Below are 14,836 nucleotides of genomic sequence, written 5' to 3'. Positions count from 1 at the left end.
TGTCGCAAGGAGCCGCTGATGACCCACGTTCGAACCCCGGTCCGCCACGATGCCGGCGTGATTGCCGTAGTGGCCTTCGCCCACGGCACCTCGCACTTCTTCCAGCTCGTGCTGCCGTCCTTGTTCCCGTGGCTGATGCGCGACTTCGGGCTCGACTTCACCGGCGTCGGCCTCGCGATGACCGCTTTCTTCGTCGTTTCCGGCCTCGGCCAGGCGGCCGCCGGATTCGCGGTGGACCGCTTCGGCGCCTTCCGCGTGCTGTGCGCCGGGCTTGCCTGCCTGGGCGTGGCGGCGCTGCTGGTGGCGGTGGCACAGGGGCTGGCGGGTCTGGTGCTGGCGGCGCTGGTAGCCGGTGCCGGCAACGCGGTGTTCCATCCGGCGGATTTCAGCCTGCTCAACCGCAAGGTGTCCGAAGGCCGGCTCGGCCACGCGTTCTCCGCGCATGGTTTGTCCGGCAGCCTGGGGTGGGCGCTGGCGCCGGTGTTCGTTGTCGGTCTCGCCACGACGTTCGGCTGGCGGTGGGCCGCGGTGGGCGCGGCGGTCGTCGCGCTGCTCGCCATTGTCGGCCTGGTGGCGGCGCGTGGCTGGCTTGCCGACGGCGCCGAGCGCGCGGCCACGCGCCGCGCCGGGGGCGCCCAGGCCTCGTCGTTCGACTTTCTCGGCGTGCCGGCGGTATGGCTGTGCTTCCTGTTCTTCTTTTTCACCACGATGGCCTTCGGCGCCTTCCAGAACTACGGCACGCCGCTGCTGCAGGCGCTGTTCGACCTGACCCTGGCCGCGGCCGCGAGCGGCATCACTGCCTTCCTGCTCGCGGCGGCCGGGGGCATGTTCCTGGGCGGTTTCATTGCTGCGCGCTACGCGGCGCACGACCGCCTGGTCGCGGTGTTCCTCGGCGGTGCCGCGCTGATCGCGGTCATCCTCGCCGCAGGCGTGCTTCCCACCGCGGCAGCGCTGCCGGCGCTCGCCGGCATCGGCTTCTGCACCGGGGTCGCCGGCCCCTCGCGTGACATCCTGGTGCGCCGCGCAGCGGTGGCGCGCTTCGGTGCCGGGGCCTATGGCCGCATCTACGGACTGGTCTATTCCGGCATCGACGCCGGCATGGCGCTGGCCCCGCTTGCCTTCGGGCCTTTGATGGACAGCCGCCGCTTCTGGATGGTGATGGCCGGGGTGGCGGTGCTGCAGATCGGCGCCGTGGTGGTGGCGCTGGCGGCGGCGCGGCGCGCAGGCGGTGCCGCCCCCGCAGCCGCAGCGGCCTGAGCGCGGCGGCGATTGCCGCGCGCGCCTCGGCTCCGTATGCTCGTGGCCTACCGTCCGCAGCCGCGCCGCGCGCAGGAGCCGCCATGCTGGAAATGCTCGAAGCCTTCGTTGCCGACCGCGAGAAGCTCGAGGTCGTCAAGCTCATCATCAGCGTTGTCGCCCTCGCCAGCCTGATCGGTATCTTCGCCGGGCTGCTGTCGATGCGCATGACCGTGTGCAACCAGCTCTATGCGCGCTGGCAGTCGCTGCTGTTCAAGTTCGCGGATGTCGAGGACGCCCACACCGGCCTGGCCCGGCCCTATGCGCGCGACCTTCCGCGCACCAAGGCCCATTTCATCGTCGTGGCCTACCTCAACCTGTTCGAGGAGGCCTTCCGCTACCGCGAGGCGCGCTACGCCTTCGCCTGGCACGTGCTGCCGGAGCCGTTCTGGCAGTCCATCGTCAAGTCGATGACCAAGCAGTTCTCCAACTACCGCTACCTGCGCAGCTTCTGGGAGCAGGAGCAGGACAGCTGGTCCGACGACTTCAACGCTTTCGTGCGTAGACAGGTGCTGCCGCATTGCCCCGCCCCGGCCAGTGCGGTGGTACCGCCTGCGCCGCCGGTTCCGGTGCCGGCGCAGGCGGCGTCCGGCGTCCGGGTGCCGCCCGCCTTGGTGATGGCGTTTGCCGCGTTTGCCGGCGCGTGGATGGCGCAGCGTACGGCGCGTGGCTCCCGGCGGGAGGATGGCCGATGAGCGCCCCCGCGCGTCCGCGCGCCGTGGCGGCTCCGCCGGACAGCCTCATCGCCGCGCACCTCGAAGGCGCGCACTTTCACGACGCCTGGGCGGTGCGGGCCGGCGAGCCGGGCCGCAGCGCGCTCGGCCAGTTCATCAAGGCCTTTGGCCGCCCCCCGGGCTGGGTGGACGCCTGCATGCGCCTGCGCAACCGCGCGGTGCGCCTGGCCGGCCTCAAGGACCTCGGCCGGATGGCCGCCATCGATCCCGGCCGCGCCGAACGCGATTACCGCGTCGGTGACCGCATCGGCATCTTCACGCTGTACGACATCACGCCCGATGAAGTGCTGCTAGGTGACCGCGACCGCCATCTCGACGTGGTGCTGTCGCTGCACTGCGCGCGCAGCGACAGGGGTGAAACCTGCGTGACGGTGACGACCGTGGTCCACGTCCACAACCTGCTCGGCCGTCTCTACATGCTGCCGGTCACGCCGATGCACCGTGTGATCGCGCCCTCGGTGTTGCGCGCGGTGGCGTTGCCCGGCTAGCGGGCCGCCGCCGCGCGCTGCACCGGAACTAGCGCGCGTTGGCCGCCAGGGTGGCGGCCGGGCCGTTGGCCGGGGCCGCCTCGGCGGAGGCCGCAGTCGCCCAACCACCCCCGAGCGCGCGGATCAGTGCCACCGTGGAGCGTGCCCGTTCGCCATCCAGCTGCACTGCCACGCGGCGCTGCTGCAGCACGCTGCGGTCGGCGTCGATCACTTCGAAATAGCTGGTCGCGCCTTCGCGATACTGCAGTTGCGACAGCCGTGCGGCGCGTTCGGATGCGGCCACCGCTTCGTCCTGGGCCTGGGTCTGCCTGCCGAGGATGCGCAGGTTGGCGAGCCCGTCCTCCACCTCGCGGAAGGCACCGAGCACCGTCTGGCGGTAGCGCGCCACGTCTTCCTCGTACACCGCGCGGGCGCGGTCGAGGTCGGCCTGGCGGCGGCCGCCGTCGAAGATCGGCATCGACAGCACGCCGCCGACCAGCGGGCCGAGCAGGAAGGTGCGGCTGGACCACTGGAAGAGGTCGCCGAGTTCGGCGGATTCGTAGCCGAGCGCACCGGTGAGGCTGAGGCGCGGGAAGAAGGCGGCGCGCGCCACGCCGATGCGGGCGTTGGCGGCAGCCATCGCGCGTTCGGCGGCGGCGATGTCGGGCCGGCGTTCGAGCAGCGCCGACGGCAGCCCGGCCGGTACGCCCACCGAGATGCGGGCCAGCGGCTGGGCGGCGAAGCTGAACTCCGCCGGCGGCTTGCCGAGCAGGATGGCGAGCGCATGCTCGGCGGCGGCGCGGCGGCGGGCGATGCCGTGCGCTTCCGACTGCGCGCTGGCGAGTTCGGTGCGGGCACGGGCGACGTCGAGTTCGCCGATGTCGCCGGCCTCGAAGCGGCGCTGCACCAGCTTCAGCGCCTCGCCGCGCAGGTCCACCGTGGCGCGGAACAGTGCCTGCTCGGCGTCGAGTTCGCGCAACAGGAAGTAGGCCTGGGCCACATCCGCCTGCAGCGCGAGCTGCACCGAGCGCAGCAGCGCCTCGCGCTGCTGGGTGTCGGCGCCGGCCGCATCCACGCTGGAAGCGACGCGGCCGAACAGATCCACTTCGTAGCCGATCCCCACTTGCGCGCGCCACAGCGTGCGGGGCGACACCGAGGCGTCCTCGTCCAGCCCTTGCGAGGCGGGCGAGGGGCGCTGGCGGGTGGGGCCGAAGCTGGCGTCGATCTGCGGCAGGCGCTCGGAACGGGCGCTGCCTTCCAGCGCGCGTGCCTGGGCCAGGCGGGCGACGGCGGCCTTGAGGTCCTGGTTGGCGGCCAGCGCCTCGGCTTCGAGCGCGTTGAGCGTGTCGTCGCCGAAGATGCGCCACCATTCACCGCGGTGCTGGTCGTCGGCTGGCGCGGCGGTCTTCCACTTCGCGGCGGCGGCTTCGAGCGCCGGGTCGGCTTCCTTGAAGGCGGCCGGGGTGGCCACCTCGGGGCGCTCATACACCGGCGCCAGCGAGCAGCCTGCCAGCGTCAGCAGGGTGGCGAGCAGCAGCGGGATGCGCCGGCTGAGTCTTGATGCGTTGTCGTTCATGTCGTCGGCTCCGGGCTCAGGACACAAGATGGGGCGCGGGAATCGGCGCGGCATGGGGACTGGCGGTGTGCAGCTTGCTGCCCCTGCCGAGGCTGCGCAGCAGCACGTAGAACACGGGGGTCAGGAACAGGCCGAACAGCGTGACCCCGAGCATGCCGAAGAACACCGCGACGCCCATCGCGTGGCGCATTTCCGAACCGGCGCCGGACGACAGCACCAGCGGCACCACGCCCATGATGAAGGCGATGGAGGTCATCAGGATCGGGCGCAGGCGCAGCCGGCTGGCTTCGATCGCGGCCTCCTTCGGCGTGCTGCCCTGCAGTTCCAGCTCGCGGGCGAACTCGACGATCAGGATGGCGTTCTTCGCCGACAGCCCCACCAGCACCATCAGGCCGATCTGGGTGAAGAGGTTGTTGTCGCCGGCGGTCAGCCACACCCCGGTGAGGGCGGCGAGGATGCTCATCGGCACGATCATGATCACCGCCAGCGGCAGCGTCAGGCTCTCGTACTGCGCGGCGAGCACCAGGAACACCAGCAGCACCGACAGCGGGAAGATCCACACGCCGGCATTGCCCGCGAGGATTTTCTGGTAGGTGAGGTCCGTCCATTCGAACTTGATGCCGGGCGGCAGGGTTTCGGCGGCGATGCGCTCGGCCGCGGCTTCCGCCTGGTCGGACGAATAGCCGGGGGCCGGGCCGCCGTTGATGTCGGCGGCGGTGTAGCCGTTGTAGCGCACCACCATCTCCGGGCCGAAGCTGTTATGCACGCGCACCATCGACGACAGCGGCACCATCTCGCCGGCGGCGTTGCGCGTCTTCAGCTGGCCGATGTCTTCCGGCCGGGCGCGGAAGGGCGCGTCGGCCTGGGCGCGCACCTGATAGACGCGGCCGAAGCGGTTGAAGTCGTTCACATACAGCGAGCCGAGGTAGATCTGCATGGTGTCGAACACGTCGGTGACCGACACGCCGAGCTGCTTGGCCTTGACGCGGTCCAGATCGACGTCGAGCTGGGGCACGTTGATCTGGTAGCTGGTGAAGCTGGGGCCAAGCTCGGGCGCCTTCTGCGCGGCGGCGATGAAGGCCTTGGCGGCGGCGTCGAGTTCGGCATAGCCGAGCGCGCCGCGGTCCTCGATCTGCAGCTTGAAGCCGCCCAGCGTGCCCAGGCCCATCACCGGCGGCGGTGGGAACACCGCGATGAAGGAATCCTTGATCGCGGCGTACTTGCCGTGGAGCGCGGCCGTGATCGCGCCGGCGGACAGCTCCGGCGCGCGGCGTTCGTCGAAGGGCTTGAGCGTGACGAACACGATGCCGGCGGACGAGCTGTTGGTGAAGCCGTTGATCGACAGCCCGGGGAAGGCGATCGCGCTCTGCACGCCGGGCTGTTCCAGCGCAATCTGGCTCATGCGGCGAATGACGCTTTCGGTGCGGTCGAGCGAGGCGCCGTTGGGCAACTGGGCGAAGCTGATCAAATACTGCTTGTCCTGCGCCGGCACGAAGCCGCCGGGCACCACGTAGGAGACGCCCGCGGTCAGCGCCAGCAGCACGGCATACACGGCCATCACCTTGCTCTTGCGCCCGATCACGCCGGTGACGCCGCGGCCGTAGTTCTCGGAGGCGCGGCCGAAGGCGTGGTTGAAGCGGGCGAAGAAGCCGCCGAACACGCGGTTCATCGCGCGCGTCAGCCAGTCCGGGTTGTGGTCGTGGTGGGGCTTGAGCAGCAGCGCCGCGAGCGCGGGCGACAGCGTCAGCGAGTTGAACGCCGAGATCACCGTGGAGATGGCGATCGTCATCGCGAACTGCTTGTAGAACTGGCCGGTGAGGCCGGTCATGAAGGCGAGCGGCACGAACACCGCCACCAGCGTCAGCGCGATCGCGATGATCGGCCCGCTCACCTCCTGCATCGCGCGGTAGGTGGCGTCGCGCGGGCTGAGGCCGGCGGCGATGTTGCGCTCCACGTTCTCGACCACGACGATCGCGTCATCGACCACGATGCCGATCGCCAGCACCATGCCGAACAGCGACAGCGCGTTGATCGAGTAGCCGAAAGCCAGCATCAACCCGAAGGTGCCGACGATGGACACCGGTACCGCCAGCAGCGGGATGATGGATGCGCGCCAGGTCTGCAGGAACAGGATGACGACCAGCACCACCAGCGCCACCGCTTCGAGCAGGGTGACGATCACCGCCTTGATGCTGGCGCGGACGAACTGGGTGGGGTCGTACTCGATGCGGTAATCGACCGAGCTGGGGAAATCCTGCTTGAGTTCGGCCATGGCGTCGCGCACCGCGGCGGACACCGCGAGCGCGTTGGCGCCCGGCGCCTGCATGATGCCCATGCCGATCGCCGGCTTGTTGTCGAGCAGCGAGCGCAGGCCGTACTCGGCCGCGTCCAGCTCGACGCGGGCGACGTCGCCCAGGCGGGTGACGCCGCCGTCGGCCGAGGTCTTCAGCACGATGTCGCGGAACTCGACCTCGGTCTTCAGCCGGCCCTGGGCATTCACCGAAAACTGCAGCGGCACGTCCGGCAGCGTGGGCGACGCGCCGATCACGCCGGCCGCCACCTGCACGTTCTGCTCGCGGATCGCGCGCACCACGTCGCTGGCGGTGAGCCCGCGCTGGGCGACCTTGTTCGGGTCCAGCCACACCCGCATCGCGTAGTTGCCGGCACCCCAGATCGACACCTCGCCCACACCCTGGATGCGCGCGAGGCGGTCCTTGACGTTGAGCACCGCGTAGTTGCGCAGGTAGGTGGCGTCGTAGCGGTCGTCGGGCGAGATGAGGTGCACCACCAGTGTCAGCGTCGGCGAGCTTTTCACCGTGGTCACGCCCAGCCGCTGCACGTCCTCCGGCAGCCGGGGCAGCGCCTGCGAGACGCGGTTCTGCACCAGCTGCTGGGCCTTGTCCGGGTCCATGCCGAGGCGGAAATGCACCGTCAGCGCGAGGTTGCCGTCGCTGTTGGCCTGCGACTGCATGTAGAGCATGTCCTCGACGCCGTTGATCGATTCCTCCAGCGGCGAGGCGACGGTTTCGGCGATGACCTTGGGGTTGGCGCCGGGGTACTGGGCGCGCACCACCACCGAGGGCGGCACCACTTCCGGGTACTCCGAGATCGGCAGCTGGAACATCGCCAGGAGGCCGCCGAGCAGGATCAGCACCGACAGCACGCCGGCGAAGATCGGCCGGTCGATGAAGAATTTCGAGATGTTCATGGGAGCGTGCTCAGCTGTTGGCGCCGCTGGCCGCGCGGGCGGTGGGCGCGGCCGGGCTGGCGGTGCCGGACATCAGCACCTCGTTGGGATTGACGATCTGGCCGGGGCGGGCGCGCTGCAGCCCGTTCACCACGATGCGCTCGCCGGCGGCGAGGCCGCTTTCCACCACGCGCAGCGGGCCTTGCGCGGCGCCCAGCTTCACCTCGCGGTAGGCGGTGCGGTTGGCGTCGTCCACCACCAGCACGAAGCGCTTGTCCTGATCGGTGCCGATCGCCTTCTCGTCGATCAGCAGGGCCTGGCGCGGGGTGGCGCTACCCAGCCGGATGCGGGCGTAGAGGCCCGGCAGCAGGCTGGCGTCCGGGTTGTCGAATACCGCGCGCACGCGGATCGTGCCGCTGGAGGTATCCATGCGGTTATCGACCGAGCTGACCGTGCCGCTGCGCGGGTAGTCGTCCTCGTTGGCCAGCCCCAGATGCACCGGCACCGCGGCGCCCTGCTTGCCGTTGATCGAGGCGAGGAAGCTCTGCTCGTCGACATCGAAGGCGGCGTACATGCGCGCCATCGACACCAGCGTGGTGAGCGGCGGGGTGCCCGCGCCGGCGGCCACCACGTTGCCCACCGTCACCTCGGCGCGCGACAGCTTGCCCGCCACCGGCGCGGTGATGCGGGTGTATTCCAGGTTGAGGCGGGCGGATTCGACCGCGGCGCGCGCGGCCAGCCGGTTGGCCTCGGCCTCGCGCGCGGCGTTCTGCTTTTCCTCGTAGTCGCGGCGGGCGATCGCGTTGTCGGCGATCAGCCGCTCGCCGCGGGCGAGGTCGTTGGCGGTGTAGGCGGCGCGCGCCTCGGCCGCGGCAAGCTGGGCGCGGGCGTGTTCCAGCGCGGCAGCGTAGGGGCGGGGGTCTATGGTGAACAGCGGGTCGCCCTTCTTCACCAGCGCGCCGTCCTGGAAGTGCACCTCGGTGACGGTGCCGGAGACCAGCGGGCGGATCTCGACGCGGTCCACCGCTTCCAGCCGGCCCGAATAGCTGCGCCAGTCGGTGATCTGCTGGGCTGCAACGGTGGCGACGTCCACCGGGCTGGGCGGCATCGCGGCGCTGGCGGCGGTGTTGGCGCGGGCGTCGGACTGCACGCTGAGCGCCACCGCGCCGCCGCCGAGGGCGAGCGCGATCGCGAGGGTGGTGGCAAGGGCGTAGGGCTTGCGCAGGCGGGGCATCGTGGAACTCCTTGTCGGGGATCGCGCGCGGGCGGACGATCCGGCTTTTTTCGTTTTTGCCGCCGGGCAGGCGGACACCATGGCGGCGGCATTTTTATGCCGCGGTGCATCAATATTGGGTGTTGTTCGCGGCTGGATAAATGGGGTGAAACCGGAAACACTATTCGGTAAAGGCAAATAATCCTGGCCAATTCCCATGGATAATTCGCTTACCGGAAAATCGCCGCGGCAGACGTTTGGGGAGTCGGAATGGATCGTTTTCAGGCCATGCAGGTGTTCACGCGCGTGGTGGACGCCAACAGCTTTTCGCGCGCGGCCGACAGCCTCGGCCTGCCGCGCGCGACCGTGACCAACATCATCCAGAACCTGGAACGCCTGCTGCAGGTGCGGCTGCTCAACCGCAGCACGCGGCGCCTGAGCCTGACGCAGGATGGCGCCGCCTACTACGAGCGCTGCGTCGCCATCCTGGCCGACGTGGAGGAGACCGAGTCGTCGTTTCGCGACGCCGCGAGCGGCCCGCGCGGCCGCCTGCGGATCGACGTACCGGCCTCGCTCGGCCGCCTGGTGCTGATTCCGCGCCTGTGCGACTTCCACACCCGCTATCCGGAGCTGGAAATCGCGATCGGCATGACCGACCGTCCGGTGGACATGGTGCGCGAGGCGGTCGATTGCGCGCTGCGGGTTGGCCACCTGCCGGATTCGTCGCTGGTGGCGCGGCGTATCGGCACCTTCTTCCTGGTCACCTGCGCGGCGCCGTCCTACCTGGAACGCCACGGCGAGCCGAAGACGATCGCCGAGCTGGCAAATCACAGCGCGGTCAATTACTTCTCCAGCCTCAACGGCCGCACGCTGGACTGGGATTTCGTCGTCGATGGCCACGTCACCGAGGTCAAGATGAAGGGCGTGGTTTCGGTTAACGACGGCGATGCCTATCTCGCCTGCGCGCTGCAGGGCTTCGGCATGGTGCAGATGCCGCGCTTCATGGCGCTGCCCCACCTGGAATCCGGCGCGCTGCGCGAGGTGCTGCCGCAGTGGAGCCCGGCGCCGATGCCGATCTCCGCGGTGTATCCGGCCAACCGCCACCTGTCGCCCAAGGTGCGCGCCTTCGTCGATTGGGTGGCCGAGCTTTTCGCTGCCTGTCCGCTGCTGGGCGGCACTGCCGCGGTCGATTACTGCTGCAGTTACGAGGGCAAGCCGGCGGGCAACACCCTGCGATCGGTGGTGGAGCAGCACAACCTGGCGGAAAGCGCGCTCTAGGACCGGTGCCGAATGCCGGCCGCGGAGCGGCCGGGACCCGGTCTTGCATCCGCTGAATCCGGACCGGCACGGCCCCGCCGTGCGTCAGGTAACGGGGGCGGATTCAGATGGAGCAGGCTCGAGACTCAGGTGGTCTGGGACGCGCAGAGCGCGCCGACCGCTATCGCGCCGCGGTCGAACAGATCGTCGACTACGCGGTTTTCCTTCTCGATGCCGAGGGGATCATTCTCGACTGGAACCGCGCCGCCGAGGCGATGAAGGGGTATCGGGCCACCGAGGCGGTGGGCCAGTACTTCGGCATGCTCTATCCGGAGTTCCTGCAAGCCCATGGCAGTCCGCGCGTCAATCTCGAGGCCGCCGCCCGCGAAGGCAATTTCCAGGAGGAAATGTGGCGCCGCAGGAAGGATGGCAGCCTGTTCTGGGCCCATGTCGAATTGATTGCCCTTTACGACGGAAACGGTGGCATACGGGGTTTCTGCAAGTTCACGCAGGACCTGACCGAGCGCAAGCTGCTCGAGGACTGCCTGCGCGAAACGCAGCAGCAGACCGAGCGCATCCTTGAAGTGGCGCATGCGGCGGCGTGGCAGTGGGACAGCGAAACCGACGAGATGAAGGTGTCGCCGAACCTCGTCGGACTGCTCGGTTATTCCGATGACGAGATAGGACGCATGGCGGGCGACTGGGTGAGTCTGGTGCACCCGGCCGATCTTCCCGCGCTCCAGCGTGCATTCGCGGTCGAACGATACGACCCGGACGGGGGGCCGTGGGTGGAATTCCGTCTTCGACGCAAAAGCGGCGAATACCACTGGTTCTATACCCGATCGAGCCGCAGGAGCGGCAGTGCGGCAGGCTCGGTACTGCGCCTCACCGGCGTCACCGTGGATATCCAGGAGCGAAAGGAGGCAGAGCGCGAACGCGAGCGCCTGCTGGCCGAAGTGGCGGCGGAGCGCGCCCGCGTCACCGCCATCCTCAATCAGCTGCCGGTCTCGGTCGTGCTGGCCGACATCCGCTCGGGCGCGGTGCTCCACTACAACGACGAGGCCGAACGACAGTTCGGCAGCACGCTTGCCGCGATGGATGACCAAGCGTTCCAGGGTTGCCAACTGGTGCGCGCGGACGGTGGCGTGGTGCAGGCCGCCGGCTCGGCGCTGCGGCGTGCGCTGCTGGGCGGCGAGGCGGTGAGCGGAGCGGAACTGCATTGCCTCAGCGAGGGAAGGGCACGCTGTTTTGCGGTGAATGCGGGGCCGGTTTTCGAGGGCGACGGCGAGGCCCGGATCGCGGTGTCCGTGTTCAGCGACGTCCATGCCCTGAAGCAGCTCCAACGCACCCTCAATGCCGAAAAGGAGCGCGCAATGGTCACCCTCAGCTCCATCGGCGACGCGGTCATCAGCACCGATGCGGCCGGCACCATCGTGGAGTTCAACCCCGCGGCGGAGCGGCTCACCGAGTGGCGCCCCGAAGATGCGGTGGGCCGCTATGTGGGAGACGTCCTCCACATCGTGGACGACCAGACGCGCCTGCCGCTCGATTCCTTCATCGAATCCTGTCTCCGCGACGGGCGGGCAAGCAACCTGAGCCCGCGCGCGGTGCTGATCTCCCGCTCAGGCCGCTTCCTGTCGATCGAGGATGTCGCGGCGCCGATCCGTCTTGCCGATGGAACGGTCGTTGGCCTTGTCGTGGTGTTCCGCGATGTCACCGAGTCGCGCCGGGTGTTGCGGGCGCTGACCCACCAGGCAACGCACGACGCGCTCACCGAACTGGTCAACCGCGCGGAGTTCGAGAACCGCGTGAAGCGGGTGCTCGACCACGCGCTGGAGTTCCGCAACGAGGGCGCGCTACTGTTCATGGACCTGGATCAGTTCAAGATCGTGAACGACACCTGCGGCCACAAGGCGGGAGACGAACTGCTGCGCCAGCTCTCGCAGCGCTTCCGCACCCAGGTGCGCGAGCGGGATACGCTGGCGCGGCTGGGCGGTGACGAGTTCGGCCTGCTGGTGGAGCACTGCGCGTTCGACGAGGCGGTGGTGATCGCCCGCAAGATGCTGGAGACCACGCGCGAGTTCCAGTTTCCGTTCGAGGGGCGGATGTTCCGCGTCGGCGTCAGCATCGGCCTGGTGCCGATCACCCCCGCTTCGGGAAGCGCCCAGCAGCTCATGCAGCGCGCCGATCATGCCTGCTACATCGCCAAGGAAGGCGGCCGGAACCGCGTTCATATCCAGCGCGAAGGTGACGCGCAGCTTGCCCTGCGGCAAAGCGACATGGACTGGGTCTCGCGGGTGGGCGATGCCCTTCACGACGGCGGACTTCGGCTTTTCCGCCAAACCATCCTGCCGCTCGGGGGATCGGGCGGGTTGCACTATGAAATCCTGCTGCGGCTGCGCGACGGGCCTGACCGCTTGATTCCGCCCGGCGCCTTCCTGCCGGCAGTCGAGCGGTACGACATGATGCCGGCGGTGGACCGCTGGGTGCTGACCCACACGGTGGATTGGCTGTCCGGGCATCCACGCCATCTCGCGGACCTCGACCTGTGTGCCATCAACCTGTCCGCCCGCGCGCTGAGCGACATACAGTTTCAGGAGTACGCCATCCAGGTGCTGGACACGATGGCGATCCCGGCCGAGAAGCTGTGCTTCGAGATCACGGAAACCGCCGCCATCGCCCAGTTGCAGACCGCAGCGGCGTTCATCCACCGCCTCAAGCAGCATGGATGCCGCTTTGCGCTCGACGATTTCGGCACCGGCATGGCTTCCTTCTCCTATCTCAAGAGCCTGCCGGTCGATTTCATCAAGATCGACGGCTCCTTCGTATCCGCCATCCGCGACAGCGAGGTCGATGCGGAGATGGTGCGCTCGGTCAACCGCATCGGGCACATCATGGGCAAGCAGACCGTGGCGGAGTGGGTGACCGACGAGCAGACCATGGCGATGTTGTCGCAGATCGGGGTGGATTACGTGCAGGGCTACTGGATATCGCCGCCACAGCCGCTGGCAGCCTAGCGGGCGACGCGGCGCCGCTCGCACGCGGGCTCAACGGCTGCCGTCGCCGCCCGGCGCGCTTCGCCGGCCATAGCGGCTCATCAGCGAGTGCGCGGAGATGCCGTGCAGGATGATGGAGGCGGAGACCGTCATCAGCGTCGCGTCGACCAGAAACTGCGCGAGCGCCCCGCCGACGCCGCGTTCGAGCGCGAACATCAGGTAGAACACCGATCCGATGCCGCGGATTCCGAACCAGCTGATGACCGCGCGCTGGGGGACGTCGAGCGCGCACCCCAGCGTGCCCAGCCACACCGCGAGCGGTCTCAGGACGACAAACAGCAAGGCGATGAATCCCGCCAGCCGGGCAGAGAGGCTGGCATAGGGCAGCATGGCGCTCACGAGCAGGACGATTGCGAGTTCGCCTATGCGCTCGAGCTGTTCGTTGAAGCTCTTCACGCCCAGGGTCATCGTGCCCGCCTGACGGGCATGCGCGGCCCCGGTTTCGTGGCGGCCCGGTTGCGGGCCCGCCGTTGCGTCGGCCGCGTGCTGGCGCCAGCGCCGGAACGCGAGGCCCGCCGCAAATACGGCGAGAAAGCCCGATCCCATGCACAGGCGGGCGCTCCCGTAGGCGATGGCGATGACGCCGAGCGAGAGGAATTCATCGTGCCCCCACACCGCGTCGAAGCGTGTCCGCACGCGCACGATCAGTTGTGCGATCAGCGCGCCGGCGAGTCCGCCCACCACGAGCCCCGCGACCGTTGCCCACACGAGGTCTATCGCCCACCACCGCCAGCCGCCGGTGCCGAGATCGTGCAAGCCGAGCAGGCCGAGTCCGAGCATGACGAAGGGAAACGCGGTGCCGTCGTTCAGGCCCCCTTCGCCGGCGAGACCAAAGCGAACGAGATCGGGCTCGCGCCCGCCGTGCGCCTGGACGCCCGAGGCGAGCACCGGGTCGGTCGGGGCGAGGATGGCGCCCAGCAGTACGGCGGCCCCCAGCGACAGGTCCAGCCCCAGAACGCCCACCGCGGCAATCAGGCCCACCGTGCCGGCCATGGAAACGAACGCCAACTGCAGCGGGAGCCGCCAGCGTGCGTCCGTCACCGGAACCCCGAGTCGCAGCCCCACCGCGAACAGCGATATCAGCACGGCAACCTCGGCCGCCAGCTCGAGTGCATACGCGTTGCGCAGCGGGTCCGGTGCGATGCTCAGCGGCGCGGCCCAACCGGCGGCCCAGCCGATTGCGAGATAGATCATCGCGCTGCTGAGTGGCAGGCGCGCGACCAATGTGCCGACCAGCACCATCGTGAGCAGTAGCAGGCCGAGAAGCAGGGACCACAAGGGAACGGACATCGGCGCGGGGACGTGCGGGACGCCCACCTCGTAGCAAGGCCAGGTTTCAGCATAGCCGTGGCCGCACAAGGGCGCCGGTCGTCCGTGGCCCCGCCGGGCCGGGCGGTCAGGGAGGTCGCCCGTCGTGGCCGCTTCTGCCGTCCCGTGTAACAACCGGTTCGAATCCACGATGCGGCGTGTATCGCCACCCGGGACGGTCTACAGTGAAAGTTCCGCTTCCGCTTCGAGCCCGGGATGAGGACGGGTGACGCATTCCGGCGCTCTTCCGCCCGGGCTGGCAGGACGGGGGAGAAGCACCATGTTGGAACATGCCATCCGCGCCATCGTCCAGAACCGGCGCTGCGTTACCGTTCCGGACGACATGTCCGTGCGCCGCGTTGCCGAGCTGATGAGGGTCAATCACATCAGCGCGGTGCTCGTAACCGACCTCCGCTCCAACACGCTGAAGGGCATCTGCACCGAGCGCGACATCGTGTTCGGCGTGGTGGCGAGCGGCAAGGACGCCGAAACGGTCGGGGTGGGTTCGATCATGACCCGCTCCCCGCAGGTGATCTCGCCCGACCGGCCGTTCAGCCACGCCCTGCACCTGATGTACGAAGGCCAGTTCCATCACGTGCCGGTGGTGGAGTGCGGCGCCGTGGTGGGCATCCTCAGCGCGAAGGACGCGGACGGCTACGATGCGCGGCAGTTCGAGGGCGAACTGGTGCGGCGGGAGGAGATTACCGCCATCCTGTAGCGGCGGCGGGCCGCGGGCGCGGAT

Annotated in this window: 11 protein-coding genes; 7 read left to right on the top strand and 4 right to left on the bottom strand. The window is 69.1% G+C overall.

Annotated features, from left to right (window positions below):
• The first annotated feature begins 18 nt into the window (after positions 1 to 18).
• From dqs_RS13470 to dqs_RS13460, 3 genes are all read left to right on the top strand, one after another.
• Positions 19 to 1,257: an MFS transporter gene (locus tag dqs_RS13470; RefSeq protein WP_065340817.1), complete on the top strand. Its 1,239-nt coding sequence runs from the start codon at positions 19 to 21 to the stop codon at positions 1,255 to 1,257.
• An 83-nt stretch (positions 1,258 to 1,340) separates the two neighbouring features.
• Complete coding sequence (locus tag dqs_RS13465; RefSeq protein WP_065340816.1) at positions 1,341 to 1,991, top strand: hypothetical protein; 651 nt, start codon at positions 1,341 to 1,343, stop codon at positions 1,989 to 1,991.
• The gene (locus dqs_RS13460; RefSeq protein WP_065340815.1) at positions 1,988 to 2,518 is read left to right on the top strand and encodes a DUF2867 domain-containing protein; all 531 of its coding nucleotides are present in this window, start codon (positions 1,988 to 1,990) and stop codon (positions 2,516 to 2,518) included. Before dqs_RS13465 ends, dqs_RS13460 begins: the two co-directional genes overlap by 4 nt.
• Positions 2,519 to 2,546: 28 nt before the next feature.
• Here the strand turns inward: dqs_RS13460 and dqs_RS13455 are convergent, their stop codons facing one another.
• From dqs_RS13455 to dqs_RS13445, 3 genes are read right to left on the bottom strand one after another with little or no spacing between them, the layout of a single operon-like run.
• A complete protein-coding gene (locus dqs_RS13455; RefSeq protein WP_065340814.1) occupies positions 2,547 to 4,073 on the bottom strand; it encodes an efflux transporter outer membrane subunit in 1,527 nt (508 codons plus the stop codon).
• A gap of 16 nt (positions 4,074 to 4,089) precedes the next feature.
• On the bottom strand, positions 4,090 to 7,281 hold the full coding sequence (locus dqs_RS13450) for an efflux RND transporter permease subunit (RefSeq protein WP_065340813.1): 3,192 nt from the start codon (positions 7,279 to 7,281) through the stop codon (positions 4,090 to 4,092).
• Between the two features lie 10 nt (positions 7,282 to 7,291).
• Positions 7,292 to 8,494, bottom strand: a complete 1,203-nt coding sequence (locus dqs_RS13445) for an efflux RND transporter periplasmic adaptor subunit (protein ID WP_011766295.1) — start codon at positions 8,492 to 8,494, stop codon at positions 7,292 to 7,294.
• Position 8,495: 1 nt separating this feature from the next.
• On the opposite strand from dqs_RS13445, the gene dqs_RS20805 reads away from it, so the two are divergent.
• The 3 genes from dqs_RS20805 to dqs_RS13435 all read left to right on the top strand — a co-directional run bounded on the left by dqs_RS20805 (position 8,496) and on the right by dqs_RS13435 (position 12,747).
• Complete coding sequence (locus dqs_RS20805; protein ID WP_148268755.1) at positions 8,496 to 8,675, top strand: hypothetical protein; 180 nt, start codon at positions 8,496 to 8,498, stop codon at positions 8,673 to 8,675.
• A gap of 68 nt (positions 8,676 to 8,743) precedes the next feature.
• A complete protein-coding gene (locus dqs_RS13440) occupies positions 8,744 to 9,751 on the top strand; it encodes a LysR family transcriptional regulator (RefSeq protein WP_065340812.1) in 1,008 nt (335 codons plus the stop codon).
• Positions 9,752 to 9,858: 107 nt separating this feature from the next.
• Positions 9,859 to 12,747 carry an EAL domain-containing protein gene (locus tag dqs_RS13435; protein ID WP_065340811.1) on the top strand — a complete coding sequence of 963 codons (2,889 nt, stop codon included), beginning with the start codon at positions 9,859 to 9,861 and terminating at the stop codon, positions 12,745 to 12,747.
• Positions 12,748 to 12,777: 30 nt separating this feature from the next.
• On the opposite strand, the gene dqs_RS13430 is transcribed toward dqs_RS13435, so the two are convergent.
• Entirely contained in the window at positions 12,778 to 14,076 is a 1,299-nt protein-coding gene (locus dqs_RS13430; RefSeq protein WP_065340810.1) for a cation:proton antiporter, read from the bottom strand.
• A 298-nt stretch (positions 14,077 to 14,374) separates the two neighbouring features.
• Between dqs_RS13430 and dqs_RS13425 the strand changes: the two genes are divergently transcribed.
• Positions 14,375 to 14,812 carry a CBS domain-containing protein gene (locus dqs_RS13425; protein ID WP_065340809.1) on the top strand — a complete coding sequence of 146 codons (438 nt, stop codon included), beginning with the start codon at positions 14,375 to 14,377 and terminating at the stop codon, positions 14,810 to 14,812.
• Positions 14,813 to 14,836 lie beyond the last annotated feature (24 nt).

This window comes from Azoarcus olearius (genome assembly GCF_001682385.1).
GTDB classification, from domain to species: domain Bacteria; phylum Pseudomonadota; class Gammaproteobacteria; order Burkholderiales; family Rhodocyclaceae; genus Azoarcus; species Azoarcus olearius.
Note: the sequence above shows the minus strand (reverse complement) of the source record. Positions and strands in the feature narration are given on the sequence as shown.